The sequence below is a fragment of the Leptolyngbya sp. GGD genome, from assembly GCF_026735145.1.
Lineage (GTDB): Bacteria > Cyanobacteriota > Cyanobacteriia > Leptolyngbyales > Leptolyngbyaceae > Leptolyngbya > Leptolyngbya boryana.
The window spans coordinates 486,687-513,578 of sequence record NZ_JAPQKE010000003.1; the positions used below are offsets into that span (position 1 = coordinate 486,687).

Below are 26,892 nucleotides of genomic sequence, written 5' to 3' on the forward strand. Positions count from 1 at the left end.
AATAACAAAAATCGTAATCATCACAGGGCAGCTAAGCCAGCGGAAAATCCCGGAACTTCCAACAATTTAATGTTGTTAAGAAGCGGAACAAAGACGATGATATTGCTGCAGGTGGTTGCGTTTCATCGATCGAATCAAGAGGCTAAAAAACTGTGGGTCGAACTCCGCTTTTTCAACTCAAACGTTACGACTTCAACGCGATCGCAAATCATTACCGCTTCCGCCCCTGGCAAGTCATCTGGCGAGCACTGCAAGTCACACTGCTATTTACGGGATTTGTCTTTGGTCTGAAATGGGACGACTGGCGAGGCGTTGCAGACCGCAACAAATTTAAGCGCGCCGCTCAAATTCGGCAAATCTTGACTCAACTGGGACCCACGTTTATCAAAGTCGGTCAAGCCCTTTCGACCCGACCCGACTTAATTCGTCAAGATTACCTGGATGAACTGATCAAGTTACAAGATCAGTTGCCCCCCTTCCCGACTGAACATGCCTTTCGCATCATCGAAACTGAACTCGATGCAGACATCGATGAAATTTTCGCGCAAATCTCTACAACTCCGGTCGCAGCAGCTTCTCTCGGTCAGGTTTATCGCGCTCACCTCAAAACAGGCGAAGAAGTTGCCGTCAAAGTTCAACGTCCCAATCTTCTCCCCACATTAACCCTAGATCTCTACATCATGCGCTGGGCTGCGGGCTGGTTAGCCCCGTGGCTCCCATTAAATCTAGGGCACGATCTCACCTTGATCGTCGATGAATTTGGAACCAAGCTCTTTGAAGAAATTGATTATCTTAACGAAGGACGCAACGCCGAGAAATTCGCTACGAATTTCCGCAATGATCCTTCCGTCAAAGTTCCTTCAATTTATTGGCGTTATACCTCGCAGCACGTGCTCGTCTTAGAGTGGATTAACGGCTACAAATTAACTGACGTAGAAGGCATCGAAGCGGCTGGAGCCGATCCAAACGCCATCATTCGCATCGGAGTGACATCCGGGCTGCGCCAACTCTTAGAATTTGGCTTCTTCCATGCCGATCCTCATCCTGGCAATCTGTTCGCTGTTCCTACCGAAAATGGCGGACAAATGGCATACATCGATTTCGGAATGATGGATCAGCTCGAAGAAGAAGCAAAAGAGACGCTAGTCGATGCGGTCGTTCATTTGATCAACAAAGATTATGTTGATCTCGCTCACGATTTCGTCAAACTTGGCTTTCTATCGCCTGGAACTGATATCTATCCGATCGTTCCCGCCCTTGAATCTGTACTTGGAGACATCATGGGCGAGAGTGTTGGCAATTTTAACTTCAAAACGATTACCGATCGCTTTAGCGAACTGATGTATGACTATCCCTTCCGGGTTCCAGCCAAGTTCGCATTGATTATTCGATCGCTCGTCACCCAAGAAGGCTTAGCCCTCACGCTCGACCCCAATTTCAAAATCGTTGAAATTGCCTATCCTTATGTGGCGCGCCGCTTATTAACTGGAGAATCCCCTCGCTTACGTCGCCGCCTGATTGAAGTTCTCTTCAAAGATGGCAAGTTCCAATGGCATCGGTTAGAGAACATGATTTCTATCGCTCGATCGGATTCGAGTTTCGACATTCTTCCAACCGCCCAACTCGGTCTACAGTATTTGCTATCCGAGGAAGGACAATTCTTACGGCAGCAAATTCTAATCGCTCTCACAGAAGACGATCGCTTACATACCGAAGAAGTTCAGCGCCTGTGGGAACTCGTCAAAGACGACATCAAACCAGCTCGAATCTGGACAGCCGCATTAGGAGTCGGAGCAGCGCTTCTGCCGAAAGCGATCGCAGACTTATCCACCGCAGGGACAGCTGCCTTAATTCCAACCGTCTCTTCTTTGACGGGCATCAAGCTAGAACGGTAGGATATGGGGAATTAGCGAACTTTGAACCCGTCCTAAAAAACTGTGCAATACTTATTTCCCCAACCTCCTTACCTCTTATTGATCGTTGCTCTCCTAGCAAGCCTTGCTTCTGGGTCAGCCTTTCAAGCGGTTTTAAAACAATCGGTGAAAGAATGGTCAGAAAACAAATCGACTCGCAGCCTAGCGACGATGCGTGGATTATCTTTATTCACCCCGTTTCTAGGAATGGCAGGCGGTGCGTTTTTCTTTCTTTCAGCAGGTGTTGAAATCTTTGGTTTTCCAACTCGATTGGCCTATGCCATTTCGCTTCCTTTAACGATTGGAACAGCATGGCTCGTCTGGTGGCAACTCGGTAAAATTCTCACCCAAATCGAAGAAGGCGGTTCAGCCGCGCTCGACCTCGATTCTTGGGGCTAATTTCATTTCCTTCTCGCAAACAAGCGCTTGATCTGAGGCAAGATCAAGCGCTTGTTTTTGACACCAAGCATCAGTCATTACGGTTGTAAGAGTGCCACACCTTCAATCCAATTGCCAACTAACACTCGTTCACGGCTGCCATTGGGCGAGAGCATATAGATCGCACTTCCATTGCTATAAATCACTGTTCCATCTGCTGCCAAATCATAGGATAAAACCCCTTCAGCCAAAATTTCTGGAACCCCTTGTGTTCTCTGTCTTACTAATTGCCAAGTTTTGGGCACTAACGACGGGGCATCTGGCTCATCTAAATTTCGATCGCGCAACATCTCCGGTGTCACCCACTCTCCCCAAGCCTGCAACTGCTTCTGCTCTATCTTCTGCTTCGTCACTGCATTCATCAAAGGCTTCCCAGTGTAAATCTGTGAAAAGAAATTCAACCACTGGAAAATTGCGTGCAGCAGTCGGACTGGAATCAGGAAAATTTCCTTCAAAAATTGTAGAAAGTTGAACGATCGCTGTCTCGCTGAGTAAGGTCTACGAATGTAGTACAGCCACCCATCTGCATCCAACTGAGGAGATAACAAATCAGATTTTGGATCAGATGCCAACGTTAAAACATCCTGCTTCTCAAAGTCCAACTTCTCAATCGTAAACGGCGCACGATCACTCACATACCCCTGATGATCTCGGCCAATTCCCGCCGATTGATACACTAAAGCTTTTTCTTTGCCTAAAACCCATCTTGGAGCTAAATCGATCGAATCTCCTTCCGTCACTTCACGTGGGCGAGGCGCATCAATCTGCATCACGGCAATGTTGGAGATTCCCGTTTGATAGTTCGTCGTACAGGCAATTAATTTGCGATCGCGATCATAGTTCAAATGCCCAACTTGAAAATCTGCGGTATGAAATAATCGATCTTCTCTCTGTCGCTTTGGCTGAAACAAAAAGATACCGCCTACATCTCCAGCATTCAGCGCATAAAGTAGCTGTTCAGTATCACCTTGACACAAGCTTGTAATCTCAACTCCTACAACCGACTCTGGTTGCTGTTGTAATTGAGCCTTTAGACCCGGCGGAAGCATCATTTCTTGCAGCCCACGAGGCTTCCAAGCCTTATTCCGTTCCATTCTCAGTTTTCGCTCTTGAACTGTAAGCCCGAACTGGCTTTCAACTTCTTGAACCGGAGCATCTTGGTACTTAAGAAAAAGCTTTCCCTGACTGATATAAGCAAGACTAAGGGTCATGAATGTACATCTGGATTTTTTGCGCCCAGTATACCCAAAAACCTCTCAGCAAGCTTGATTTTCGAGTAGAGTTAGAGAATATCAAGTTTTGTTACGCTACTTATTTGTTGAGGGCTATAAATCTATCTCAAGATATACTTCTACAAAATCACGCCTGTTGTAACGACATATTGCTGATTCTGTAGGAGAATAAACAACCCGTGCAAGATCATACCAGCTTAGACCTTGAGCAAGAATTGAGCCGTTTAGCCTGTGCCTTTGCTACTCGAAATACTGAAATCGGCAAAGCAGTCATTGCGAATTTGAGGAGCCGTCTCACCCTCCGTGATGTAGCAGGAATGGTGATTGTAAGTCTGGAACGCTTAGTTTGGATAGATCCGCTTGCATTCTGTTGGGCGATCGAGAATGTGATTCCAGGCTACGTGATGCGTGAGATTCGCCGAATTACTTCTGTAACGCTCTATCGCCGTCTGATCACTCAAGGTTACGAACCCGGACACGACTTTAGTATGGATGGTAAAGGACAAGTTCTTCTAAACGCGCAAGCAAAAAGCGCAATGTTTGCCGGATAGCTTACTCAAGCCACAGTTAGTAAAATAATCTGACTGTGGCTTGAGCAATATCACTTCTATGAATGATCAATCAACAAACATTTGGCAATACAAACCTTGGTGGTGTCAGCCTTGGTCAATTCTACTCACAGGAATTTGTATAATTGCTGGCAGTTGGTTTGTGTTCACAAAACTATGGCTGACCACTCTCGTCGCAGTTCCAATTTTAGCCTGGATGATTTTTTTCTTGATTATCTATCCTCAGCAGATGCAGGCTTACCTAAGCAAGATCAATAGCTCGGATGATAGTTCAAACTAGCCTAGGCAAAAGCTTATCCCTGTGTTCGGGCACCTTTTTGGGCACTTTAGGGATGTCATGCTTCTGAATTAGGCAAGCCCTCTATGGTACGGATAGATTTTACAGTCGCGATTCGAGCGTACAATGCTGCTCAGCGTTTGCCACTTTTGCTTCAAAAATTACAATTCCAGCAAAATACTGAATCAATTCGATGGGAAATTTTAGTCGTTGATAACAATAGCACTGACAATACTGCTGAAGTCGTGCAAACTTATCAATCGCAGCTGAGCCAGCTTCGCTATATTCTTGAGACTCAGCAAGGAGCTGCGATCGCTCGAAAACGAGCCATTACTGAAGCCCAGGGTACTTGGATCGGCTTCCTTGACGATGACACCTTGCCCGCTCCAGATTGGGTTGCACAAGCTTACAAATTTGGACAAACGCATCCGAAAGTAGGAGCGTTTGGCAGTCGAATTCTTCCTGAATATGAAATTGAGCCACCGAAGAACTTCGATCGCATTGCTCACTACATGCCCATTATGCTTAAAACGCAGTCCTTCTGCTATGACACTCATCTCAAAGGAATGCCTGTTGGTGCAGGGCTGGTGATTCGCAAACAAGCTTGGCTCGAAAGCGCGATCGGCGACCAAATTATCCAAGGTCCAGTCAAACAAGGATTTGCCCTGAAAGGCGAAGAAACGGAAGTCCTTTGGAAAATGAAATCATTCCATTGGGAAATCTGGTACAACGCCGAAATGACAATCGCTCACAAAATCCCGCAATGGCGGCTAGAAAAAGACTATTTATTGAACTTTCTAAGTGTGATCGGACTAAGCCAGCATCGCTTTCGGATGCTTCGCTACCCAGTTTGGAAACGCCCGATCGCTTTCCCTTTTCTCCTCATTAACGATTTACGCAAAGTCGTCCTCTCCTGGCACAAACATCAGCAATCCAACGATCTGATTGATGCCTGTGAACTCCAGTTCTTTATGGGTAGACTTCTCAGCCCTTTTTATATCTGGAAGAGACTTCTCCTCCAGCATCTTGCATCGAAACAAGAGCATTTATCCTAGAGAATTTTCGGATAATGCAAGGACACGCTTCATCTCTAGTAAAAAGATGGCTAGCGTTGCCTTGCCTTGAGGTAAAACCACAACATGGCTAGCAATACTTAAGGGATGCCCCTGACGATAGGGAGCAGGCAACTGCCGAATCGCTGCCGCATCAATTTCGATCAAATCGGGGGGTGCATCTACTCGAAGCGCGCAAAGCTCCGTTTCAACCTGTGTCACCACTAAAAATTCTGCTTGCGATCGCGTGCTCACTGCCTGCGCTTGCCCTTGTGTCATACTCAACTGCGATCGCAAATTCAGCACAGTCAGAGTATACTCACCTACCGGCACCACCTCCAACGTCCCAGAAGCGCTTGATTTCAATTCTTCTGGCACATTCACAACTCGCAAAATGCTCTCCAGTGGTAGCCCGAATCGATATCCAGCAATCGTAAAAACAACCAACCGCATCATCTGCCGCGTCGTTTGAGAATGCTCTATCACTTGAGTCATCGCACCACCTTTCCTGCCATCAATTGATGAACGAGTTGAACTAATTGATCTGAATCAAACGGCTTCGTCAAATAAGCCGCTGCACCCAATTGCTTTGCTAATTGTTGATGTTTCTCATTACTGCGCGAAGTCAGCATCACTACCGGAACGTGAGGAAGCTGGGATTCCTGCTCATACCGCATGAGAAACTCGAACCCGTTCAAGCGTGGCATTTCTACATCACAGGTAATTAACTGAATCTCAGGATGACATTGCAATTGTGCGATCGCATCGAGTCCATCCTGTGCCTGCACAACTTGGAATCCTGCATCTTCTAAAGTCATAGCTAATGCTTGCCGAACTGTGATCGAATCATCAATGACTAAGACTGATTTGAGGGATGTCTCTTTTTGAGCAGGGGGCGAAATTGCAACCGGGGCTGAAAGTTTACCTTGATTCTGCTCGACTAAGGTCACAGCATCGATCGCGAGGAGTGATCGACCATCTCCCAACACACTGCACCCATACACGTATCGAGGTGCAGCGATCGTACTTCCCATCGGGCGCAACACTAATTCCTGCTCACCCAGTACTCGATCGACCTCTAGCCCAATCCAATGCTTTTGACGACGAATGATCAGAATTGAAGTGGTCAAGGTGGGAGCAGCTCCGAAAGTTTCAGGAGATTGGGCTTGCATCCCGAACAACCAATTCGTATAAGTCACCAACTGCCCCAAGCTGTGAATCGTAATGGTGTGTTCTTCTCCTTCATATCGCCAGCGTAATGTGCGCTGGTTGCCAATCTGATCAATCTCAGCAGCATCTAATGTCACAATCCGCTCAACGTCATCTGAGGGAAATCCATACGTTGCCGAACCTGCCTGACAAATGAGCAACCGAGTACTCATCAACGTTAAAGGCAATCGCAAAGAAAATGTTGTTCCCTGGGTTGGAACTGAATCAACCGTGATATCGCCTTTCATCGCTCTGATTTGCGATCGCACAACATCCAACCCTACCCCTCGCCCTGACAATTCTGTCACTTGCTCGGCCGTCGAGAATCCAGGCTCAAACAAGAGATCCAATAATTCAGACTTCGAGATTTGGTCAATTTGATTAGAAGACAATCGATGTTGTTCAAATCCACGTTGACAAATCTGCTCTAAATCCAACCCCTTGCCATTATCCGAAACTTCAACCAAGGTTCGATTGCCTTTCTGATAAGCTCGAATCTCAATTTCTCCAATGCCTTTTCCTTGTTGTTGGCGAATTGCGTCACGCTCAATTCCATGATCGAAGGCATTACGCACCAGATGGAGCAATGGATCGTAAAGCTTGTCTGCCAATGCTTTATCAATCATCACCTGCGTGCCAGTCAACTTCAGATGAACTTTTTTCCCATAGGTTTCACACAGCTGCTCAACAACTGGTGGGAAGCGATTTAGAACTGTTCCGATCGCGATCATCCGCACATTCATCAAATCATCGCGCAGATTCGTCAATAATCGACCTTGTTTGCTGCGCGATAGTCGTGACTCCCTAGCTAAAAAGTCGATCGCCTCAGTCGATTCATCAATCCGTTCTGCCTGTTCTACGAGTGTTTGTAGCAGTACATGCAAGTCATTGTATCGATCCAGTTCCAGGGTATCGAAGTTCTGTTTCAAGTCGTTCTCAACAACGAGAGAACCGCTTCTTCTGGAGAATCGCTCTGGAGCGAGCAATGACCACTCACGCAACTGTGCTAGAGCACGCTGATGTTGCTCTACCTGATGCAGCAATTCTGCTAGCATCATTTGGAGCCGCTCATCTTGCAAAAGTTGCTGGTTTTGATGAATGAGCAGTTCACTGGTGATAAAGTTGAGCGATTCCAAGTGGGTAAGCTTGACTCGAACTGTATCCTGAGCAGGCTTTTGAGACACGTTTTGCGCTGACTCTTTCAGGTGTAAAGGCTCAGATGGTGACTCAATCTCGGTTTCTGCGATCGGGGTATCCCATAATTCAAATCCTAGATCTGCCTTGGCTTCAGGCAATTCGGTCTGCCATGCCTCAAACTGATCCGCCAATGCTTCAATCTCAGGATCAACCGAAAACACCGCTTTCGGTTCGTCAAAGCTTTCGGCAACTTGAGGTTCAGAGAGTTCATTTCGTGAACGCTGGAAGAAGTTTTTGATCTTTCTCCAGGCGCGATGAGAGAGTTGCTGGCTATTTTGAATCGAATTCGATTCTGCAAAGCTCTTGAGTGTGGATGACACTTTTCCACCTGAGACACGGTCACCTGACAGCACTGCAATTTGCCCTTGTCTAAAATCAGCTAATGCAGCTTGGGCAATGTCACGAACCTGATGAGGCTTCTGCTTCATTGCCTTTAATGCCGTGTGTGCAATTTCCCCAAATCCCGGCAAATTAAGCGACTCTGCTAATCCCAGAAATACCTCGGACTGAGTATGTAGCGTCAGCGCGATCGTGTCGTCATCGTTTTGAGAAATTGCGATCGCTAATTGTTCTAGTCGCTCCGTCACTCCCGTTTCAAACAGCGATTGAGCAATATCAAATCCCAAATCTGCTGAGGTTGGCAAAGCTGCACCTGGATCAAAGTGTTTGCCTAACTTGTTCCGAATTTTAGAAAAGATAATTTCAGATCGATCGAGCACTTCCGTATCCTGAGACTTTACTCCTGAGACAACAGTTGTCAAAGGTAAGCGTAAGCAATCATATCCCTCATACAGTAAGGCTTCTAACTCCGCATCAATCTCAACTTCTGGCTTGTAGAACGCCTTGAAAACATCCTCAAATGCATGTGCCATTGATTTCATGCTATCAAACTGAACGCTGGCTGCTGCACCCTTCAAGGTATGTGCCGCACGCATCAGTTCATGCACTTTCGCCGCAGAACGCTCTTTGCGCAGAGACAGTAAATTTTGCTCGATCGTTTGCAGCAAATCTTCAGCTTCAGCTAAAAAATAGGAATAAGTTTGTTCGCGAAGTTTAGCATCAGAAATCATAGGGAACTCACAGAATTGCAGATGAACAAAACAATTCAAGGCATTGAGGTTCAAGCCGGATTTGGCTCAAACCTCCCACCTCATATTTCCTAGCTGACTTTGAATTGTCCAACACTCGTTTGCAGTTGTTGAGCTGTATTGAGTAGCTCTTGGAAAGATGCAGAGATTTGACTCGACTGAGCAGAGTTCTTACTTGCTAGTGTTGCCACGTCTGTCATCGATTGAGTCACGAGTTTCGACTGCTGCGTCTGTGCTAGCGTTGCCTGGGTAATTCCTTGTACCAGTTGGCTAATCTGCGCGGTTGCATTGATAATCTCAGTCAACTGCTGACGAGTTTCATTCACCAGACCTGTTCCACTGACAACCTGTTGAATTCCTGTATCCATGGCTGCCGCAACAGCACTCGTTTCCGATTGAATCTCTTGTGCAAGTTTCTCAATTTCACGCGTCGCGTCTGCCGATTGTCTCGCGAGCGATCGCACTTCATCCGCAACGACTGTAAAGCCACGTCCATACTCTCCCGCACGCGTTGCCTCGATCGAAGCATTCAGCGCTAGAAGTTGCGTCTGTGTTGTAAAGCTTCCAATCAAGCTAACGACCTTAGAGATCTTCTGAGAAGATTCACTTAAGCGTTTAATCTTCTGACTGGTCTCTGCAACCGTTTCCCGAATCGCCAAGATCCCATCGACCGTCCGGTTCATAGCAGCATCTCCAGATCGAACCGTTTGATTCGCCTGCTGAAGTGCAGTTTCAACTTGACGCGCATTTGTCGCAACTGCTTGAGTTGAACTGACCATTGCTTGGAGCTGATCCAAAGCCCGAGTGACTTCCTGCAACTGCTCTTCTGCTTGTTGTGTCAGCTTTGCGATCGCACCACTACTATTCTTAGAAGTACTTGCAACTTTGGTCGATGTCGCTTGGACTTGAGTTACAATCTTCCGCAAACTTTGAATTGTATTGTTGTAGGCATCTGCGATCGTTCCAACTTCATTTTCTACGACTGGAACTCGGATGGTTAAATCTCCCGAGAATACAGGTTTAATTGCACCCAACAGTTGAATCACCTGCATTTGCAATTGTTCTTTCGCAGTTTTCTCACGTTGAGCCGCTTGAGCAAGCTGCTCGGACTGTGTTCTTAACTGTTCAAGTGAATCCACTTGTTCTAGGGCAACACCCAATTGTCCTGCAATCTGATTCAGCAATACAACCTCTGCTTCTTCCCAGTGACGGGTACTTCCATTTTGGTAGACTGCCAAAATTCCCCAAAGCTCTTGGTGCTTAAAGACAGGAACAAGCGCATAAGCTTTCGCCTCAAACTGTTCTAGAAGCTCAACGTGACAAGGGTCATGACCCGCATTGTAAATATCATCGATCGCTAAGCTTTCTCGATTGCGATATCGTCCACCCTGGGTTTCCCGCAGATACGTATCTTTGACATTGGTACCAATTTCAGTGCCAACCAGCTTACCCCATCCACTATTAATCGATTCATAAATGAAGTCGCCACTCCAGTCTGGATTGAACCGATAAATGGCAGCCCGATCGACTTTCAGAAGTTGCCGAATATCTTGCGTGATCACTTGGAAGACTGAACTGATGTCAGCAGATTGGCGCACAAAGTCGATCGATTGACGAATTCGATCACTTACTTTTGCCAAGACTTTCTCTCGGTCAGCTTGCCGTTGAATCTGAGAAACGTAATCAGCTTGCTGAATTGCAACCCCTAACTGTGCTGCCAACTGAGCGAGAAGATTCACTTCTGACTCTTCCCACTGACGCGGAGCCGAGTTTTGATAAGCACCCATCAATCCCCAAAGCTTCTGCCCCGAAAAAATTGGAACAATCGCATAAGCTTTAACTTGAAACTGCTCCAAAATTTCAAGGTGGCAAGGCAAATGCCCAACCTGATAAATGTCATTCACAACAAAGCGTTCATTATTTCGGTATCGCCCGCCTTGAGTCTCTTGTAGATGAGTATCGTCCCAAGCGGTTTTGACATCTGCTCCAACTAGGCGCACCCAACCTGGGGCAACTGACTCTGAAACAAATTCACCTCCCCAATCTTGATTAAAGCGGTAGATGGCAATGCGATCGGCTTGCAAGAACTGACGAATCTGCTGAGTGGTTTGACCAAAAATCGTTTCAGTACTTTCAAACTGCCGCATCCGCTCTAGCACTGATTTATTCACCTGGTCAATCACGCGAATAAAGTTCCGTTCCCGCGCCGCTGATTTTGTCAATTGCTCAGCTTGATTCTCAACTTTCTCTAGATATTCAGCTTGCTGGATTGCAACTCCAAGCTGGGTTCCGATTTGAACCATCAAAGAAATTTCTGACTCTTCCCATCGACGCGCCTCAGAGTTTTGATAAGCTGCCAGCAGTCCCCACAGCCTATCTCCTTGCATGATGGGAACGATGATATAAGCTCTTGCCTGAAACCGCTCCAGTACACCGAGATAGCAGGGAGAAAAGTTTGCTTTATAAATATCCTCAACGGCTCTAAAGGTTTCTCCTCGCGTATAGGCTCCACCTTGAGTTTGTTCCAGATACGTGTCGATCGATTTTGCAGATTTACCCATCGATCTGATGGTGCAATCGCTCGCATTCTCTCGAAAACTTGAATCGCTGAGTTGCTCTTCCATCACTGAACGCCAACCCGCTGTCACAGATTCCGCAATAAATTCGCCGCTCCAATCTTGCTCAAAGCGGTAGACCCCTACTCGATCTGTATTTAATAACTGTCGAACTTCTTGGGTCGCAGTTTTGAAGATGGTATTGAGATCCAATGAAGTGCGGATCTTTTCGATCACTCGTGCGCCTGCTCTTTCACGTTCAGTCACTTTTGCAAGTTGCGCTGTACGGGATTTCAATTGATGTAAGTTCTCAGCTTGCTGAAGTGCAACTTCTAACTGAGTTCCAATCTGCATCAGCAGGGCGATTTCTGCTTCTTGCCACTGCCGTGGACCTGAGTTTTGATAAGCTGCAAGCAATCCCCAAAGCTTCTGATTCTGTAAAATTGGAATCATCACGTACGCTCTTGCTTGATATCGCTCCAGCATCTCAATGTAGCAAGGCGAAAATCCGGTTTGATGAATATCAGTGACAGCTCTAAAATTGACGCCTTTCGCTAATCTTCCGCCTTGAGTTTGCTGCAGATAAGTATCTGTCAGCTTTCCTAGCGATCGCACACTACATTCGCTAACATTCTCTTTCAAAACAGGATTATCAATTTGCTCTTGGAGCAGCGAAGTCCAACCTGGTGCCGTGGATTCTGCAACAAATTCACCACTCCAATCTTCTTCAAACCGATAAATGCTCACCCGATCCGCTTTCAGCAATTGTCGAATTTCTTGGGTAGTAGTACGAAAAACAACATCTAAATCCAGCGATCGACGAATCCGATCGATAACTTTGAAAACGGCTTTTTCAGTTTCACCTTGCTGAGCCAGCCTTAATGCAAAGTCAGACTGCTGAAGATTGATCGTCAATTCTAGGCAAAGTTGATACAGTAAGTTAATTTCAACTTCTTGCCAGAGGCGCGCTCGAGAACATTGATGAACCACGAGCAATCCCCAAGCCTCACCAGCAACACGAATCGGTAAGCTTAAGCTCGCTTTAACTTGAAGCTGATCCAGAAGCTGATGTTGATAAGGCATCAAATCGACGCGCGTGATATCTTCGATGACGACGACTTGATTCTTGACATAATCTTCAGGCTGATCAAAGCAAAAGCAAGTTAACGCCGGCGCTTCCCCAAGTGCTGGGGTCCATCCACGCTGAACCGATTCTGCCACGATCGAACCGCCTTCTTGTGCACCAAAGCGATAGATGATGGCTCGATCGACTTGCAAGGTTTCGCGCGCGACTTTGACAAAACCTTTGAGCAAAGCATCTAAGTCAGGCATTTGGCGCATTTGAGCAGAGATTGCGTTTAATTGCTTCCGCTGATACCGAAGCTCACGCGATGCACCTTGCTGGTTCGTTTTTTTGGGTTGAGTCGCAGCAAATTCAGCAACTTGACGGAATAGATTTTGGACATTCGGCTTGTCCAGAAGTCCAGCCCGTTTGAGTTCTGATTTTAGACCTGTCAAAGCAGTCACAACTTGCTGAATGTCTCGCCCTGCATCTTCAGGTTCTGAACGACTGACCCCATTACCATTGGAGTAGCCTGGAGATTCGGAAACCTCGATCGATAAATCCGCACCGTTGCTTGATATCTCAACGGGAGTTTCTGAAAGGAAAGCAGTAAATTCCTCAAGAGTGGGTTCTGAAGACATCATAGAAGACATATCAAGCGTGGGTTCAGTACGACGCGATGCGGACATAGGGAATCTCCTGGAGGCAATAGAAAAAGAAAATTTATCAAGAATTGAAATGATGCAATTGTAAAGACGGATCTTGTACAACCGCCGCCGCATCTAAAACCAGGCTGCGATCATGCTTAAAATATCCTCTTATAAATGGAAAAAATGGGTTCGTCTGAAGATCAGCAGGAGGATTGAGCAACATTTTGGGGTTGTATTCCTCAATTTCGTAAATCTCTGGAATAACAAGACCCAGAGTGTTGTCATTAATTTGCACCACGATCGTGCTTAAAGTGGTGAGCTTTTGCATCCGATTCAAGCGAGTTTGAACTCCCAGTTGTTGTGCGAGATCAACAAGCCAGAGGGAGTCTCCGCGCCAATTTGACATGCCTAAAATACAAGCATTCATCTGGGGCACAGGCAGAATATCTGCGATCGCAAGGGTCTGAACAGCTGCAATACCCTCCACTGCAAGGAGCATCGATTGAGTTCGATCCAGGCGAAATCGCAGAAATTTCTGCATCGGTTCAGTGCCAGCAGGCGGACTGAGAAGAGATGCCAAACTAGTCAGTGAAGCCGTTGCAATTGGAGTTCGCGTGAACTCAGACAATTTGGTCATAGTTCCTCCGAGCCTAATTCACCATCAACTGGCGAACCGTGTTGAGGAGTTCTGTCTGATCAACGGGCTTTGGCAAATATGCATTTGCACCGAGCAAGTTGCCCCACATCATATCGACATCTGTGCCTTTGGTAGAGCAAAGGACAACTGGAATCTGGCTGGTTTTGGGGTCAGCTTTCAATTCTCGACAGAGTTCAAAACCACTCTGACCTGGCAAAATTACATCTAATACAATCAGGTCAGGCGTTTGGGTCGAGAGTTTCGTTTGGGCTTCTTCTCCACTAGTTGCACTGACGACTGTCAGCCCAGCTTTCTGCAGATAGCCTGTGAGAAGTTGCATCTCAGTGATGCTATCTTCCACGATGAGTACGGTTTTCATATGTTCCTCCGGGTTACTGAGATGAGAAGCTTTTAATGATTTAGTCAAGAATCGGTAGCATCTTTCGCGCGATCGCTAACACGCGATCGGCATCGACTGGCTTTGCGAGAAACCCTGATGAACCCACAAATTTTGCGCGAACCCGATCTATGATTCCGTCGTTACTCGTCAAAATAACAATCGGAACGTCTTTGAAAGTAGACACCCGACGAATTTGGGCACAGATCTCGTAGCCATTCGCAATTGGCATAACTAGATCGAGAAAAATTAGTCCTGGCTTTTTCTCAATGAGTGTCGGTATTGCCTGCACAGAATCTTGAACGCCGACAAACTGATACCCCGCTTCAGTCAAAATGCGTTCCATAATTTGACATTCGCGGAGACTATCATCAATGCAAGCGACGACGGGTGCCTGATTTGAACCCGTTAAGGGGAGAGAAGGCACGATCCCAGAAACAGGTGCCCCAGAGATCGGTGGATCAGAAGTGTCAGAGATGGGAGTGCTGCTTGATCGGGATGCACCCGGAGGGGGTAAGTCAGGAATTTTAGTTAAGCCAATCAGTCCTTTCCGATACAGGGGAACGAGAACGCGCGTCATCTGAATGAGGTCTTGCTTCATCAGCATTGCTAAATCTCGTAGAGTGCGCCGACCATCAACGAGTGATACCAGCATTTTGTAAACTTTCTCAGGCGCATACTCTGGAAGTTGTTTAGGATTGCGTAGAACTGGGGCGAGATTTGGAGAATGATCGGCAAGTCCAAGCGATCGCCAAGTATTCCACTGCTGTTGAACCTCTGCAAGGAGTTGTTCAGCATTCAGAAGCGCTAACGATGCCTCCAACATCGCTGAGGCATCCGAGCGGAAAGCAACAGGCTTAGTTTCCTCCTGTTGGATAATATCGAATAAGACATCAATAACGGTGCTCCGAATCACTGCAACTGCGTGTTCAGGGCTAATTTGCTGACGTTTTACTAAGACCGCTAAAGCATCATAATCCTGGCAGGGATTTTCATCCGAGGGAGGAAGCGTGAGCAGGTTGGGGCTGAGGTGTGGGCAGTGCTGGGTTAAATAGCGATGCCAGCGGCGGCGAGGATGAGGACCACCCGTTGCCCAAATCAGCCGACCCATATAAAGATATAAGCTCCATTGCTGTCCACGGGTCGAAACGTCCAGCCGTCCACTAAAGTGCATCCGACTACGGAGACCTAACAGACCACTAGGAGAATCGGTTGAGGAATCGTCAACTAACATTTCCTAAAGTTCCTTAGATTTGGGCTTTGAGCATTTACCCAGGTTTTTCTAAGGTTATCTTTCCCATGTCGAAATGAATCTTCACTATCTCCAAGTAAGAAATTTCATGCACGATTCAATGAATGTTGACAATCCATCTACCAGAAGCTGATGGGCTAAATTCCTATATCGGAGGGGATAGGGTAATCTACGGGACTGACGGGGCTCGAACCCGCAACTTCCGCCGTGACAGGGCGGTGCTCTAAGAGCCTGTAATTCAATCGGTATAGGCTTTTCAGCCTTTGTCTGCTTCAAAATTTCCCAATCCTATCCAGATTTGGGACAGGATCATGAGGGCAATTAAGCCGATTAATCACAATGGGTCAATCCAATTAAAATTTTCTGTCTCTGGAAAGCGTTATAGCTTTCACCCGATTCCAGGGGGACGGTTTGCAGACAAAAGAGATCTGGCAACTGCCCAAGCGATCGCAACTCAAATTGAAAATGCCCTTTTATCGGGGCATTTCGATCACACTCTACAAACTTATCGACTTGCCCCTAAAACGGCTTCATCTGACCCCTCACCCGTTCTATACAGCTCAACGTTGGAATTATGGGACGCTTGGGTAAATACCCTGAGTCTCTCTGAGGAAACCAAAGCGGATCACTATGAAATGATCCGCCGCATGATCGTTAAACATTCCCCCCTGGTAACTCAAACCGATTGGTTAACCAGTGCCAAAATTGCCCCTTCCACTTTTAACAAGCGCTTAGGGTATCTCAAATCCTGCTTCAAATGGGCAATGAGCCAGGGCTGTGTAGAGAATGACCCTATGCAAGCCATCAAGACAAGGAAGGGCACTAAACCCGAAATCAAACCCTTTTCTGCCAGTGAAATGACTCGGATTCTTCAGAGCTTTGAGCAGATTTGCCCACACTACACCCCCTTCGTTCGTTTTTTATTCCTCACGGGTTGCCGCATCAGTGAAGCGATCGGCTTGCAATGGCTCCATGTGGACTTTGAACAGAAACTCATAACCGTCTCAGAGTCCTTATCCATAGATCGATCAGGCAACGGCTATAAACGCAAGCGAAAATCCACTAAAACCGGGAATGTTCGACTATTGGCGTTCAACACTCCCCTGGCAATCCTGCTGGATCATCTAAAAACCCCAGGTTGCCATAGGGAAGATTTAATTTTTACCACAGTAAAAGGGTGTGTCATTGATGCAGGAAATTTCAGAACTCAATATTGGATGAAGGCACTAGAACATGCTCAAGTACCTTATCGGAAGATTCACACATCTCGACATACCACAGCCAGTTACGCAATTTACGAAGGGATTCCAATAACTGCGATCGCCTATCTTCTGGGACACAAAGACACACGTATGGTGATGCAAACTTATGGTCACCTGATTAATCGACCGGATCTACCAGAGATGCCAATTTGAACCACATGGAACTCACTAGGAGTCGTTACCTGAGTTACCTGAGTTACTCAAGATATCGGTAGTCACCCGATATGTTTCCACCCGACCGCGGGGAAATAGGTCGTTACTTGAGTTACTTATTTACTTATTATTTCTTTTTTAAGTAACTTAGGTAACTTACATTGAAAACCCTTGATTTCACTGGGTTTCAGAAGTTACCTATTTTTTGATCGCGAGGTAACTTGGGGTAACTTTCCAATCCTCCAAAACAGGGAGATTTTCGCTAAAACCCAATTAACAAAGGAGTTTTAGCGAGTTTCTTCATATTCTCCTAAAGTTACCGATCGCCTGATCCACAAACTGAGATTGCTCCCCTAAATTCCTCTCCATTTAGGCTTTCAGAGAAAAGCGATAGAACTCTCGAAACGTGTGAGCGTTTTGGCTGTTTCCTCTGGGACTAGTCCTGACAGTTAGGAAGTGTACTCGAGTGTTTTATTTTTAGAACGAGTACATTCTCAGAACTCGCACTTAATGACATTTTCCAGAAGAATGCAGGCATTACTCAAGAGATCAAAAAACTGATGAAACAGCGAGGTTTCAACCCGCAGGATCTTAATGAAGACGACTTCGGACGCTCGTTTAAACATTCTTGATCAAGCACTTAAGGTAGCGACTCCCTGATCCAAAAGCTCAAGGGAACAGCAGAGACGGTTATTACAAATACTGGGGACAAGCTTTTCAATTCCTAGACCGGAGTGCTTGGCTTTCTACAATGCTTGGCTAGAGAGAAATTACGTTCACCATAACCCGATTAGGCAGATTAAGCTTGCAACTGCTACAACGAGTGTTACTTTTTTACAAGGCTGTGAACTTCTTGTTTACTCATTTAGGACTCATTTTAAGAACATATATGTAATGGAAAATTGATAATCATTAAAATTCAGTCTTTTTAGGGAGATGCGTAACGCTCAAGCGTGTAATATTGGTGTACACACGATAGCGTTACCGTAAAACTGTGTTACGTTGATGAAATCTGTATTGGTTTTACTACAGAGGGATTTCTATGAGTCCACACGCACCTTGCAACCTGCCTGATTCTAAGCATCTAGATCAATCTTCTCAGAGTGATGTCGATTCAAGTGAGAATGCTTCGCGCTGTGTTCGGGCAGGATCTCACAAGGTTATGACTTATGAAGAGAGACGTGAATTTTTGAAGAATACACCACTAGGAAAAATCCTTGGTCTGCACAGATCTAACTCACCCAGTTAATGTAGACCGGCAGGCTATCTAAATTTGTAAGGAGGGCGAAACGATTGCCCTCCTTATTTTTTTAGCAGTAGGCAACGCTATATCTATATATTTTTTTGATAAAACTCGCTATATGTGGATCATCGGGTGGATCATGTGTTTTCATATAATAACCCTCTTAAACAGCGCGAAATGCAGCAGTCAAGATGATTGTGTCAGCTTCTTATAAAACTCAAATTGATTTTGGCGGTAATGGAAAGCCTTCCTTTCTAATTGAACCTGCGCATTTTGATGATATTTCTAACGCAGAAACGTGGGATTTTGATTGGTTGAGTCTTTGGAATGCAACCAACTTTGACTACGAGGGAATAGCTAGGATTTCTTGGCAATCCAAAACTTACGGTTTCATTCGCTACAGTATATATCCTGATTTAGAAGAACCGATGGTTATCGAGATCCAACAATTAGAAGCTTCACCTATCAGTAGGAGTGATAGTAAGAGCAGACTTGTAGCACCAATAGGAAAATGGCTAATTTGGTATGTTGCACAGATTGCTCTAACTTTTGGTAAAGAATCGGAAGAAGCTCTAATTGTGCTTTCAGCTTATGAAGCAGCCTTTACATATTATCAAGAGAAAATAGGAATGACATTTGAGCGTTGGACTACTATTGCACCTGGCGAAGATGGAGCTGTATTCACTTTCAACCGGCAACAAACAAGACACTTTTGCTTAAAACTTGAAGAGGAATTTGGAAGACCCACAAAAGTAGGTCTGACTAAAATCATTTCTCTTTAGCCTTGTATTATGAGATGAGAGAATATTTAGCTAGCCACTTCAAACCATACAAAGCAGTGTGTTGAGGTTGCCTTGAGGATCGAATCTAGCGCACCAAACACCATCATTGAGCCAAACCTTGATCGCGTGAATTGACCAAGTGATCGCACCTGAAGTGTCCATCTCGCGTAGTCGTCAAGAGTCACGAAATTACACCTTCCAATACGAGAAAATTGGAGCGCGCGATATGGTTACGGTCGATCAGTTGCGTGAACTGGAAACACGAGTGAATGAGCGAAATTCGCCTAAGCGCAGCGCAAAGTATACGATCGACGCGCGGTAGTGGTGCGGCGAGAAGGCAAGCTGGATTCTGAGCGATCAATGAAATTTAATATCAATCAGTTCTACTTGAACTGAAGTTTCTGCGCGTACATTCCAACACTTGTATTGATGCTCTACTTTTGTTCCAAACGCATTAGTGCCATACACGCTTTGATTTAAAACCAAGCTATTCAGATTTGGATATTCAAAAGCTCTTGAGTTAAAAACCCCAAAATCATTGCTACCGCTTTCTAAAGCTATTGCAGCCTTACACGCTTTCTGAAATTCGCCAATAGACTCAAAGCCAAAATTCTGACTGAATTTAGCCTTCTCCTCAGCCTTCTTTTCCGCCTCTATCTTTTGTCTTTCTAATTCTGCAACTCGTTCTTGTTCTTGTTTTTGAAGTTTTACCGCTTCAGCTTGTTTTTGCCTTTCAATCCGAGTCTGGATGCTTGATGACGGCGCTACAGTAGCAGTTTTATCGGGATTTACAACTACAACGAACATAGCCCAACTAATTGGTACTCCGGCAATCCCAGTTGCCGCCCATACCCACCATCGCGCTGCACCTTTCAAGCCAATTTTTTGCCATAACAAGTAAGATCCGATACTTAATGGGAATCCGAAAACCCCACCGGTAAATAAGCCTGCTATTCCGCTAATTGCTATATCACGAGAAGTTTTTTCAGCTTTTTCAGCTTGAGGCTTTACATCTAAACTCATGTGTTCCTTCTTACTCTCTAAGGGGTAACTTACGCACGTTACCGTAAGAAGCAGTTTTCTCAAACAGACATAAATCCTAACGGCAGAGATCTTCATCCTGTCTTTACAGTTTCTACAATTGTGGTTTTTTTACAGTTGTAGAAACTGTATGCCCCCCTTCTTTTTCAAACAGCAAAAACCCCACTCGATCGCGCTTGATCGAGTGGGGTTTCTTCAAAATTGGATGTAGCCGATCGTGCGACAGATCGGCTACAGAAAAATTACCAAGACTTTCAAACTAGCATGACCTATTTTAATCTGCGCAAAGTAACTTTCCCACTGATGACTTATTCCGAAGATCGACCAACTGACCTAACCCTAGAACGATTCAAGGAACTTTTCAAAGCGCAATCAGAATTTGCACCGAAGCGGGCAGACAAATTGATTCAAGCTTGTCTTGATGGGACATTGGCAGAAGGATCGATGTTTGCGACCGAGCCGACGAATCCATTGAAGCGATACATCTTGTACAACGGCGGTCGCCTTGTCGAATATGACTGCCTTGTCAAATTGCCCTGATCCGTATCTGATATGCAGCTTTTTCTGCTACGGATAATTACGGATAATTACTACTCGCAATCACTGATAATCAACGAAAATCACTGTTTCTGGATTGTTGGCAGCGCCTACCGATCGTTTATACGCTTTGTAAGCGCTGCCTCACGTTAGCGGCGTACCATTTTCCACCGCGAGAAGTGGCGAAACCTTCATCGTTGAGAGTTTTGGCGATCGCATGATACCCATGTCCCAACTCTCGGAGCGACATCGCATATTGAATTGCCCCATCGGTTGCGATCGCGGCTTTCTGTCTTGCAGCATTCCGCCCTACTTCCCCATTTGGGGCGGCTCCTCTTGCTTTTCTAGCGCTTAGGGCTTCACGGGTACGCTTTGCGATGAGTTCCCGTTCTTCCTGCGCTAACACTGCTTTAATTCTCAATTCCAGCATGGAAGCATTGGGCGACTCTGCCACAATTAATTCAGGCGTTCTGTCTCCAAAGAAATAACGATCGCAGTACCCAGCAACGTGATACACCTCGCGACTGAAGCGATCGAGCTTGGCGATCATGAGCCGCGCTCCTTCGGTCTGGCAAAGCTCGATCGCTTTCATCAGTTCGGTACGTTCTCGCGGGTCAACTTTCCCGCTAACCGACTCTGCGAAATCGGCAACGATGGACAATCCCAACTGAGCGCACGTGCGATCGCACATTTCTTTTTGAGCTTCTAGCCCCAAGCCTGATTTTTCCTGTGCGTCCGTACTTACGCGCCGATAAACGACAACTTTGGACATATCCCATTGAATCGGGGCATTTTTGCGGGTAGTTTTGGTCATTGCCATCGTCGAATCGCTCCATTTTGTAGTGTTCTTACGGGCGTTAGATCACTACATTATACCGTTAGAACACTACAAAACGACCAAAAACAGACCTTAAGCTGTACCTAAGTCAGCATTGTCAGCAAAATTGAGTGATGAATTGCGGATTGCATCAAAAATATGGGACAGATGAAAAATATCGGAGTAAGACTATCCGATGAATTGTTCGCGGCGTTAAACGGTCGTTGTGCTGCGAGCGGAGAAGATAAGTCGGACATCTGCCGAAACGCGATCGCGCTTTATCTGGGCGAGCCAGTGCCACCATCACCTGATGAGCGCTTTCAGGACATCATCGATCGTCTTTCACGGCTTGAATCGCTGATTCTGCAAAAATGCCCCTCTGAGAATGGGCAGGAATGTGGCTCAAATTCATCTCAGGTATATTCGGACGTTGCAAATCCGCCATATTTGCTGAGTGAATGGGTGAATGAGGACGCGCTGATCGTTTGCCCATATTGCGGCTCACTCGATTCTGATTGGGCGGAAGCGTACCCGGAGGATGCAGAAGTGAAGTCGATCACTTGCCATCAGTGCAGGAAGCGATCGTCTTTTGATATGACCCGGTAGTTTAAACGCAAAAAGCCGCGCATCAGACCACTTGATCTGATGCGCGGCTGAGTTTTACTTGCGTGGTTTCTTCTTGTCGTCGTCGTCAGGCTTGGTTAAGCGCTCAATCGGCTTCAAGACCGTTTGAACAACTTGCGCCTTATGTTGCAAGTCGGCAGCTTGATCGGGTGTAATAACCTCTGACTGAGCCAGGACAGGCAGGAAAATAAGCCGACAGGCGAAAAGTGCGAAGTTTGCGCGGACTAATAAGCGATGCAGTCTAGCCATAGTAGTTTGAATACGTTTACTCTTCTAAGCTGTTCAACTGGGAGTAGTTGCTCAGTTGGCTAAAACCTATCGAGAGTTTGGGGGCACAAAATGGGCAACTTCTCACCGTCCAAACGCAAAAAGCGCCCATCGGATCAGGTGATCCGATGGGCGCTTTGATTAATTTCTATGCGGAAACGCGATCTCTCTGGCTACTGCTCGATCGTGCCATCACATTCAGCCTTATTGCTGGATTCTGAATGTGATTTATATGACAGGATTTTAAAGCGGAATACTGAGACAGACTAATGAAGCGCCCCCTACTTATCCTGATTCCAATTGCGCTCGGAATTCTTGGAGGAATTGGAATCGCTGCCAATAATGAATCGAAACCGAGTCCAACTTCTACAGCAAATCAAGCTCCTATCCCTACACGGACCGCTAAGGAAACGTGCGGGGATTCGGGCAGTGCTGACAACTGGTATCCGGTTTTTATCGACGGTGGGAACTTGGCAGAGATTCAAGCGAAATTTTGCAAGGATGCGATCGCGAAAACTCGCGAGAAGACCGGAAAGCCGACAGTACAACTAGCTAGTTTCAGCGATCGTACTAGAGCCGAGAAATTCGCTAAGTCTGTTAGGGGCGAGGTGGGTGAAGCATATTCGGTTGCTGCTGCCTCTACTCCTGTTCCCATTGCACCTGTTGAACCGGAAATCAAAGCACAGCCATCAAAAACAGATGGTGAAAGGTTTGCAGAAGAAATGGAGAAATATCTCTCAACTGCTGAGAATACCAAATATGCGCGGGAAACCTTACAAACATGGAGAAGGGGAAATGCCCAGTTTCGTACAAACGATCTGGAACTTGCGATGAAATTCACCTGTGAATCAAAACAAGAGGAACCAGACCCGGATCGAGTAGCGCTAACTGCATTCGAGATAAACGAACGTGCGAACCCTTTGTCTCAGTATCAAACCTTTAACCGTGCCAAATATCACGCTGCAAAAGTAGTCGCTGGGTGTTGAGATTTCAGCATCCAGCACACACCCTGCCGTAGAACCTCCCTATCAGAGCATGAGGTTCTGAGGGTCATGAGCCGCTTGTCGATATCCTTGGCGATACCAATTTTGAGCACTTGTTGCCGCTCGGAATGCATTACGTAAATCATGCGGCACAGGATCGATCGCGCATTTGATGAGGAACAGTGCGAAAAGGATCAACGATCGCGATACTGCGGACACACGCGGCTAGTCGCAATCACCTCAAGGCTCACTAGAAAATCATGAAGTCTTTCCCGGCTTTCGGCTGACTGCTTACGCAGATATGCGACCCGCCGATCTGATATCTCATTGCTCGTTAATCCCTGATCATACAAATCGCAGTACGATCTCAATCCACGGACAATTGTTTGATCTTCAACTCGATCGAGGCTGTAATTAGACAGATCTCGCACTGCGCTGATCGCGCTTTGCTGAACAACCCAAGCGCTCGGTTCTGCCTTGCTCTGACTCGCGAATCCCACAACAGAAGAAAGGACGATCGCGCTTGAGAGCATCAAATTCTTGAATTTCATGATTTTTCTTTGCCTAGCTGTTTCTTCTTTTGTATCCGAAGTATTGAGAAATACAGCTCGGCACAATGGCGGAAACTACTTACCTGAATTCGAACACACTGCATTATGTGCTACCAGTACTACGAGTGAATCGGACTCGATTTCATTAAAAACCGTATCCATATCGAACATATTCAGCAGCTCAACTCGTCGAAGCACGACTCGAACATAAGCGCGTTTAATCTGCTCAACTGACAACCCGGACGATCGCGTAAATTCCGGTTTAGCTCGGCAATTCGCTTCGACTGAGCGACCCACAGCCCGATCTCAGTCTGCGATTGCCAACATTCGATCAACTGCTGGCGTTTCTTCTCGCTCAAGCCAGCGACCGGGCATTCTTTCCAGCTTGATGTTTTTGGCATCCATCGGAAAAGACGATCGTTTTTCTCCCCGAATGGTGCAGTCCAGAAATAGATTTGTTCAATTCCGAGCCGCTTTGATTTGGCGCGGAACTCCAAGCCGATCGGATCGAAGCGATTGAATCCAGGGACACAAAATGATGCTAATTTCATGCGGCTAAACTCCTGCAACGCCGAACAATTTTGACGAGAGTGCGCGATCGATTTTGCCGCGTTGAGCAGCGAGGGAAACCGCGATCGTCCCTCGCTGTGGATGGCTCCAGATTTGATGTGAGCCTTTGCCATTGCGCTTGAACTGCCATCCGTGGGCTTGGAGTTGCTGTTTGAATTTGTGGCTCATGACTTATTCCCCGCGAGTCGAATCACGTAAAGATGCGCGGCCGAGACTTGCGTTTCGTTATCTATTGGTTCGATGTACGTATCAATGAAAACAACCCGAAACTTCAACATTTGTCTCCTCAATTGGAGGGTGATGCAGGAGTGTATCGGCGGCACGAAATCAGACTCAAAGCCCTCGATCGAGTCTTTAGCTACAACAGGAATTTCATCAAAATCTGTCCTTCCATCCTTTAATCTGGTCAAAAATTCTACTTCATTTTTAACTTCCCAAACGACACAATGCATGGTCATCTCCTAATAGTTTGATAGTTCATTTGTAGAGCGTCGCACTGTCGCATTTTGCGGTGTCGCATGTCGCATGTCGCATTCTGTCGCACTGTCGCAAGGGCTGTCGCACCCTTGTCGCACCGTTGCGACAGAATGCGACAAGGGATATTTTGCGACAATGCGACAAATGCGACAGAGGTTAATTACTGTTAGTAAAAAACGTGCCATCAACCTCGTAAATTTCTTTATCTAACGCCATTACTTCCAGGTAAAGCTTGATATCCTCTGTAGACATCCCACGAACAGGCTGACGGGCATTTCTGGCAAGGTCACGAGGTTTAGATCCTTCACTATTTGCCAGTAGGAAACGCTTGATTTCGGTTCTGATTGCGAGTTCTGAATCATCTGTTTTAGCGGCATCAGATGGCATTGAATCGCTGTGATAGAACTGCTCGATCGGATGCTCGGCTTCATCAGATTGCAGAATCGACTCTAAAGAATGTCTGCGCGATCGTGGTTCCGGTTTTGGTTCCGGTGCAACATCTTGAACCAGGTCAGGATAGACCGGAGTGATTCCCCACGAATTTGTGATCGAGTCGAAGTACACTCGCCCGGTTTCGTTCAGTTGGGATTGAGTCGGTTCACCACTAAAGAAAGTCGATCGATTGGCAATCAATCCTTGATTTGATTTCGCCAACAACAACACCCGTCTGTAAACGTTGCGAGTTCCGCCACTGATGCCGAAATCATCGGTATTCGGCGATTGGCTCACTAGCCATCCATATTGCTTAGAACTCCGTCCCATTGAGCAAAGTGCGTTGAACCCTGCCATCAGTCCCTTGAACCACTTCCCGGTCTTTTCCTTCACCGCCAAGGCTTCATCAAAAATCAGAAGTTTCATGGGTGCGCGTGAGTTTTGAAACTCAGCAATGAAGTTATCGATCGCGTCTTGAATGGCTTCCATGTCCTCAGCAGGAGTGAACGGACGAATAGGGCATTGCAGCAAGCGATCGCACATCTTCCAGTAATCCGCCTCTGCCGGATCTGACTTCGGATCAATCGCCCAAATTTGGCAAGCAGGATGAAGCTGTTTGATCCAGCGAGTTGCGTAAGCGATCGTGAGTCCTTTACCTGCCCCTGGTTGCCCAACAATCAAAGTCGATTGGAGATGTTCAGCAAGTGACTTTGCAATGTCCTCAGATGCTCCATTTTGAGCCGTAGAACCGACACTTTGAATCATTGGCGAGGAATGCGCCTCTACCGCATTCAATCGGGTATTCGCCCCGATTGTGGACACTGCCGCAGGTTGAAAAGTCGATCTCGCTTTCTCCCCTTCAATTGCACCTGCACTTTGCAACCCATATTCAGGGAAGCGCTTCGATGCTTCTGGCAGATGGCTTGTATAAATTGCGGGATTGCCTAGAACGTCTCGCAATGCTTGCGGATTTGCAAAGTAGCTCTGAATCGTTCCCGCGAGAAACGCATCAATCAGAAATTGATAGCACGCCCACCGTTGCGTCGGTGGTACATGGTTCATTGCTGATAGCAATCCTTCTGGTGAGAAGTGGAGCAATTCATACTCAATCTTTTCGCGATCGCTCAAGTAGGCTGCATTCTCTCGAATTGAATCGCGCTGTCCTTGGATTGCAGCGACATCGTAAGCGTTTCCGGTTTCGGTTGAACTGGCTAACTCAAAATCTCTCTCTGCTTGGGTCTTGCTAGACATCGGCATGATTTGAAGCTTGCCAGTTTGCAGCCATTGCCCGAAAACCGAGACACCATAGCAAATCGCGCCACCCGCGATAAACAGGCTACCCAATGGATTGCTGAGAATGAGTAAGCCTGCGCCACCTGCCATGCCAGCAAGAGCGGATACTTTACCGACTCCGGCATTAGTCTTTGACTCTCTAATCTCATTGCGTAGCGCATGTTTGCGAGTCTCAATGAAGTTGAGCGTATCACCCATTTCTAGCAGGGTTGCAGGCAACAAATGCTCGTCATTCATCCGTTGCGGGTTAAATTTATCTAATGCCATTTGGGTAGCTCCGAGAAAGTAACTTGAATGGAACAGAAACGCGATCGCAGTTCACGCCTGCGAT

At 46.4% G+C, this 26,892-nt stretch carries 27 protein-coding genes; 11 read left to right on the top strand and 16 right to left on the bottom strand.

Annotated features, from left to right (window positions below):
* Positions 1-152 precede the first annotated feature (152 nt).
* Complete coding sequence (locus tag OU814_RS17180) at positions 153-1,895, top strand: ABC1 kinase family protein (RefSeq protein ID WP_190653689.1); 1,743 nt, start codon at positions 153-155, stop codon at positions 1,893-1,895.
* Positions 1,896-1,937: 42 nt separating this feature from the next.
* Positions 1,938-2,312, top strand: coding sequence for a hypothetical protein (locus OU814_RS17185; RefSeq protein ID WP_017287957.1), 375 nt, complete (start codon positions 1,938-1,940; stop codon positions 2,310-2,312).
* Positions 2,313-2,389: 77 nt separating this feature from the next.
* On the opposite strand, the gene OU814_RS17190 is transcribed toward OU814_RS17185, so the two are convergent.
* Positions 2,390-3,562 (bottom strand): hypothetical protein, encoded by a 1,173-nt coding sequence (locus OU814_RS17190; RefSeq protein ID WP_268184498.1) that lies wholly within the window; start codon positions 3,560-3,562, stop codon positions 2,390-2,392.
* Between the two features lie 200 nt (positions 3,563-3,762).
* On the opposite strand from OU814_RS17190, the gene OU814_RS17195 reads away from it, so the two are divergent.
* The 3 genes from OU814_RS17195 (at position 3,763) to hpsE (ending at position 5,484) form a co-directional block, all read left to right on the top strand.
* A complete protein-coding gene (locus tag OU814_RS17195) occupies positions 3,763-4,134 on the top strand; it encodes a hypothetical protein (protein ID WP_268184499.1) in 372 nt (123 codons plus the stop codon).
* A 58-nt stretch (positions 4,135-4,192) separates the two neighbouring features.
* On the top strand, positions 4,193-4,432 hold the full coding sequence (locus OU814_RS17200) for a DUF6737 family protein (RefSeq protein WP_268184500.1): 240 nt from the start codon (positions 4,193-4,195) through the stop codon (positions 4,430-4,432).
* Positions 4,433-4,515: 83 nt separating this feature from the next.
* A complete protein-coding gene (hpsE, locus tag OU814_RS17205; RefSeq protein WP_268184501.1) occupies positions 4,516-5,484 on the top strand; it encodes a hormogonium polysaccharide biosynthesis glycosyltransferase HpsE in 969 nt (322 codons plus the stop codon).
* On the opposite strand, the gene OU814_RS17210 is transcribed toward hpsE, so the two are convergent.
* The 6 genes from OU814_RS17210 to OU814_RS17235 all read right to left on the bottom strand — a co-directional run bounded on the left by OU814_RS17210 (position 5,476) and on the right by OU814_RS17235 (position 15,511).
* Positions 5,476-5,976, bottom strand: a complete 501-nt coding sequence (locus tag OU814_RS17210) for a chemotaxis protein CheW (protein WP_268184502.1) — start codon at positions 5,974-5,976, stop codon at positions 5,476-5,478. The genes hpsE and OU814_RS17210 overlap by 9 nt on opposite strands.
* On the bottom strand, positions 5,973-8,957 hold the full coding sequence (locus OU814_RS17215; RefSeq protein ID WP_268184503.1) for a hybrid sensor histidine kinase/response regulator: 2,985 nt from the start codon (positions 8,955-8,957) through the stop codon (positions 5,973-5,975). The genes OU814_RS17210 and OU814_RS17215 overlap by 4 nt, the downstream gene beginning before the upstream one ends.
* Positions 8,958-9,046: 89 nt before the next feature.
* Positions 9,047-13,282 (bottom strand): GAF domain-containing protein, encoded by a 4,236-nt coding sequence (locus tag OU814_RS17220; protein ID WP_268184504.1) that lies wholly within the window; start codon positions 13,280-13,282, stop codon positions 9,047-9,049.
* Between the two features lie 37 nt (positions 13,283-13,319).
* On the bottom strand, positions 13,320-13,880 hold the full coding sequence (locus OU814_RS17225; protein WP_017287964.1) for a chemotaxis protein CheW: 561 nt from the start codon (positions 13,878-13,880) through the stop codon (positions 13,320-13,322).
* A gap of 13 nt (positions 13,881-13,893) precedes the next feature.
* The gene (locus OU814_RS17230; RefSeq protein WP_017287965.1) at positions 13,894-14,259 is read right to left on the bottom strand and encodes a response regulator transcription factor; all 366 of its coding nucleotides are present in this window, start codon (positions 14,257-14,259) and stop codon (positions 13,894-13,896) included.
* 40 nt (positions 14,260-14,299) lie between these two features.
* On the bottom strand, positions 14,300-15,511 hold the full coding sequence (locus tag OU814_RS17235; RefSeq protein WP_026148603.1) for a response regulator: 1,212 nt from the start codon (positions 15,509-15,511) through the stop codon (positions 14,300-14,302).
* A gap of 329 nt (positions 15,512-15,840) precedes the next feature.
* Between OU814_RS17235 and OU814_RS17240 the strand changes: the two genes are divergently transcribed.
* The gene (locus OU814_RS17240; protein WP_268184505.1) at positions 15,841-16,944 is read left to right on the top strand and encodes a tyrosine-type recombinase/integrase; all 1,104 of its coding nucleotides are present in this window, start codon (positions 15,841-15,843) and stop codon (positions 16,942-16,944) included.
* 1,440 nt (positions 16,945-18,384) lie between these two features.
* Positions 18,385-18,969, top strand: a complete 585-nt coding sequence (locus OU814_RS17245) for a hypothetical protein (RefSeq protein ID WP_268184506.1) — start codon at positions 18,385-18,387, stop codon at positions 18,967-18,969.
* Positions 18,970-18,995: 26 nt separating this feature from the next.
* Here the strand turns inward: OU814_RS17245 and OU814_RS17250 are convergent, their stop codons facing one another.
* Positions 18,996-19,154, bottom strand: coding sequence for a hypothetical protein (locus OU814_RS17250; RefSeq protein WP_268184507.1), 159 nt, complete (start codon positions 19,152-19,154; stop codon positions 18,996-18,998).
* 172 nt (positions 19,155-19,326) lie between these two features.
* On the bottom strand, positions 19,327-19,992 hold the full coding sequence (locus tag OU814_RS17255; protein ID WP_268184508.1) for a hypothetical protein: 666 nt from the start codon (positions 19,990-19,992) through the stop codon (positions 19,327-19,329).
* A 282-nt stretch (positions 19,993-20,274) separates the two neighbouring features.
* Here OU814_RS17255 and OU814_RS17260 point away from each other — a divergent pair, with 282 nt between their 5' ends.
* Positions 20,275-20,550, top strand: coding sequence for a hypothetical protein (locus tag OU814_RS17260; protein WP_268184509.1), 276 nt, complete (start codon positions 20,275-20,277; stop codon positions 20,548-20,550).
* Between the two features lie 118 nt (positions 20,551-20,668).
* On the opposite strand, the gene OU814_RS17265 is transcribed toward OU814_RS17260, so the two are convergent.
* Positions 20,669-21,367: a recombinase family protein gene (locus OU814_RS17265; protein ID WP_268184510.1), complete on the bottom strand. Its 699-nt coding sequence runs from the start codon at positions 21,365-21,367 to the stop codon at positions 20,669-20,671.
* 165 nt (positions 21,368-21,532) lie between these two features.
* On the opposite strand from OU814_RS17265, the gene OU814_RS17270 reads away from it, so the two are divergent.
* On the top strand, positions 21,533-21,970 hold the full coding sequence (locus tag OU814_RS17270; protein WP_268184511.1) for a hypothetical protein: 438 nt from the start codon (positions 21,533-21,535) through the stop codon (positions 21,968-21,970).
* A 54-nt stretch (positions 21,971-22,024) separates the two neighbouring features.
* On the opposite strand, the gene OU814_RS17275 is transcribed toward OU814_RS17270, so the two are convergent.
* Positions 22,025-22,237, bottom strand: coding sequence for a hypothetical protein (locus OU814_RS17275; RefSeq protein ID WP_268184512.1), 213 nt, complete (start codon positions 22,235-22,237; stop codon positions 22,025-22,027).
* Between the two features lie 47 nt (positions 22,238-22,284).
* Here OU814_RS17275 and OU814_RS17280 point away from each other — a divergent pair, with 47 nt between their 5' ends.
* Both OU814_RS17280 and OU814_RS17285 read left to right on the top strand, forming a co-directional pair.
* Positions 22,285-22,476: a hypothetical protein gene (locus OU814_RS17280; protein ID WP_268184513.1), complete on the top strand. Its 192-nt coding sequence runs from the start codon at positions 22,285-22,287 to the stop codon at positions 22,474-22,476.
* Between the two features lie 48 nt (positions 22,477-22,524).
* The gene (locus tag OU814_RS17285; RefSeq protein ID WP_268184514.1) at positions 22,525-23,241 is read left to right on the top strand and encodes a hypothetical protein; all 717 of its coding nucleotides are present in this window, start codon (positions 22,525-22,527) and stop codon (positions 23,239-23,241) included.
* Here OU814_RS17285 and OU814_RS31380 read toward each other — a convergent pair.
* The 5 genes from OU814_RS31380 to OU814_RS17305 all read right to left on the bottom strand — a co-directional run bounded on the left by OU814_RS31380 (position 23,211) and on the right by OU814_RS17305 (position 26,828).
* Positions 23,211-23,384: a GIY-YIG nuclease family protein gene (locus OU814_RS31380; protein WP_442786145.1), complete on the bottom strand. Its 174-nt coding sequence runs from the start codon at positions 23,382-23,384 to the stop codon at positions 23,211-23,213. The genes OU814_RS17285 and OU814_RS31380 overlap by 31 nt on opposite strands.
* Positions 23,385-23,432: 48 nt before the next feature.
* A complete protein-coding gene (locus tag OU814_RS17290; protein WP_268184515.1) occupies positions 23,433-23,789 on the bottom strand; it encodes a hypothetical protein in 357 nt (118 codons plus the stop codon).
* A 173-nt stretch (positions 23,790-23,962) separates the two neighbouring features.
* Entirely contained in the window at positions 23,963-24,340 is a 378-nt protein-coding gene (locus OU814_RS17295; RefSeq protein WP_268184516.1) for a hypothetical protein, read from the bottom strand.
* 4 nt (positions 24,341-24,344) lie between these two features.
* The gene (locus tag OU814_RS17300; RefSeq protein WP_268184517.1) at positions 24,345-24,527 is read right to left on the bottom strand and encodes a type II toxin-antitoxin system HicA family toxin; all 183 of its coding nucleotides are present in this window, start codon (positions 24,525-24,527) and stop codon (positions 24,345-24,347) included.
* Between the two features lie 465 nt (positions 24,528-24,992).
* A complete protein-coding gene (locus OU814_RS17305) occupies positions 24,993-26,828 on the bottom strand; it encodes an ATP-binding protein (protein ID WP_268184518.1) in 1,836 nt (611 codons plus the stop codon).
* Positions 26,829-26,892 lie beyond the last annotated feature (64 nt).

Excerpts from the sequence above, each read along its gene's own strand:
- OU814_RS17190 (WP_268184498.1), bottom strand. The coding sequence starts at position 3,562 with ATGACCCTTAGTCTTGCTTATATCAGTCAGGGAAAGCTTTTTCTTAAG.
- OU814_RS17200 (WP_268184500.1), top strand. The coding sequence starts at position 4,193 with ATGAATGATCAATCAACAAACATTTGGCAATACAAACCTTGGTGGTGT.
- hpsE (WP_268184501.1), top strand. The coding sequence starts at position 4,516 with ATGGTACGGATAGATTTTACAGTCGCGATTCGAGCGTACAATGCTGCT.
- OU814_RS17210 (WP_268184502.1), bottom strand. The coding sequence starts at position 5,976 with ATGACTCAAGTGATAGAGCATTCTCAAACGACGCGGCAGATGATGCGG.
- OU814_RS17215 (WP_268184503.1), bottom strand. The coding sequence starts at position 8,957 with ATGATTTCTGATGCTAAACTTCGCGAACAAACTTATTCCTATTTTTTA.
- OU814_RS17220 (WP_268184504.1), bottom strand. The coding sequence starts at position 13,282 with ATGTCCGCATCGCGTCGTACTGAACCCACGCTTGATATGTCTTCTATG.
- OU814_RS17225 (WP_017287964.1), bottom strand. The coding sequence starts at position 13,880 with ATGACCAAATTGTCTGAGTTCACGCGAACTCCAATTGCAACGGCTTCA.
- OU814_RS17230 (WP_017287965.1), bottom strand. The coding sequence starts at position 14,259 with ATGAAAACCGTACTCATCGTGGAAGATAGCATCACTGAGATGCAACTT.
- OU814_RS17235 (WP_026148603.1), bottom strand. The coding sequence starts at position 15,511 with ATGTTAGTTGACGATTCCTCAACCGATTCTCCTAGTGGTCTGTTAGGT.
- OU814_RS17240 (WP_268184505.1), top strand. The coding sequence starts at position 15,841 with ATGAGGGCAATTAAGCCGATTAATCACAATGGGTCAATCCAATTAAAA.
- OU814_RS17255 (WP_268184508.1), bottom strand. The coding sequence starts at position 19,992 with ATGAGTTTAGATGTAAAGCCTCAAGCTGAAAAAGCTGAAAAAACTTCT.
- OU814_RS17260 (WP_268184509.1), top strand. The coding sequence starts at position 20,275 with ATGACCTATTTTAATCTGCGCAAAGTAACTTTCCCACTGATGACTTAT.
- OU814_RS17265 (WP_268184510.1), bottom strand. The coding sequence starts at position 21,367 with ATGGCAATGACCAAAACTACCCGCAAAAATGCCCCGATTCAATGGGAT.
- OU814_RS17270 (WP_268184511.1), top strand. The coding sequence starts at position 21,533 with ATGAAAAATATCGGAGTAAGACTATCCGATGAATTGTTCGCGGCGTTA.
- OU814_RS17275 (WP_268184512.1), bottom strand. The coding sequence starts at position 22,237 with ATGGCTAGACTGCATCGCTTATTAGTCCGCGCAAACTTCGCACTTTTC.
- OU814_RS17285 (WP_268184514.1), top strand. The coding sequence starts at position 22,525 with ATGAAGCGCCCCCTACTTATCCTGATTCCAATTGCGCTCGGAATTCTT.
- OU814_RS31380 (WP_442786145.1), bottom strand. The coding sequence starts at position 23,384 with ATGATTTACGTAATGCATTCCGAGCGGCAACAAGTGCTCAAAATTGGT.
- OU814_RS17290 (WP_268184515.1), bottom strand. The coding sequence starts at position 23,789 with ATGAAATTCAAGAATTTGATGCTCTCAAGCGCGATCGTCCTTTCTTCT.
- OU814_RS17295 (WP_268184516.1), bottom strand. The coding sequence starts at position 24,340 with ATGAAATTAGCATCATTTTGTGTCCCTGGATTCAATCGCTTCGATCCG.
- OU814_RS17300 (WP_268184517.1), bottom strand. The coding sequence starts at position 24,527 with ATGAGCCACAAATTCAAACAGCAACTCCAAGCCCACGGATGGCAGTTC.
- OU814_RS17305 (WP_268184518.1), bottom strand. The coding sequence starts at position 26,828 with ATGGCATTAGATAAATTTAACCCGCAACGGATGAATGACGAGCATTTG.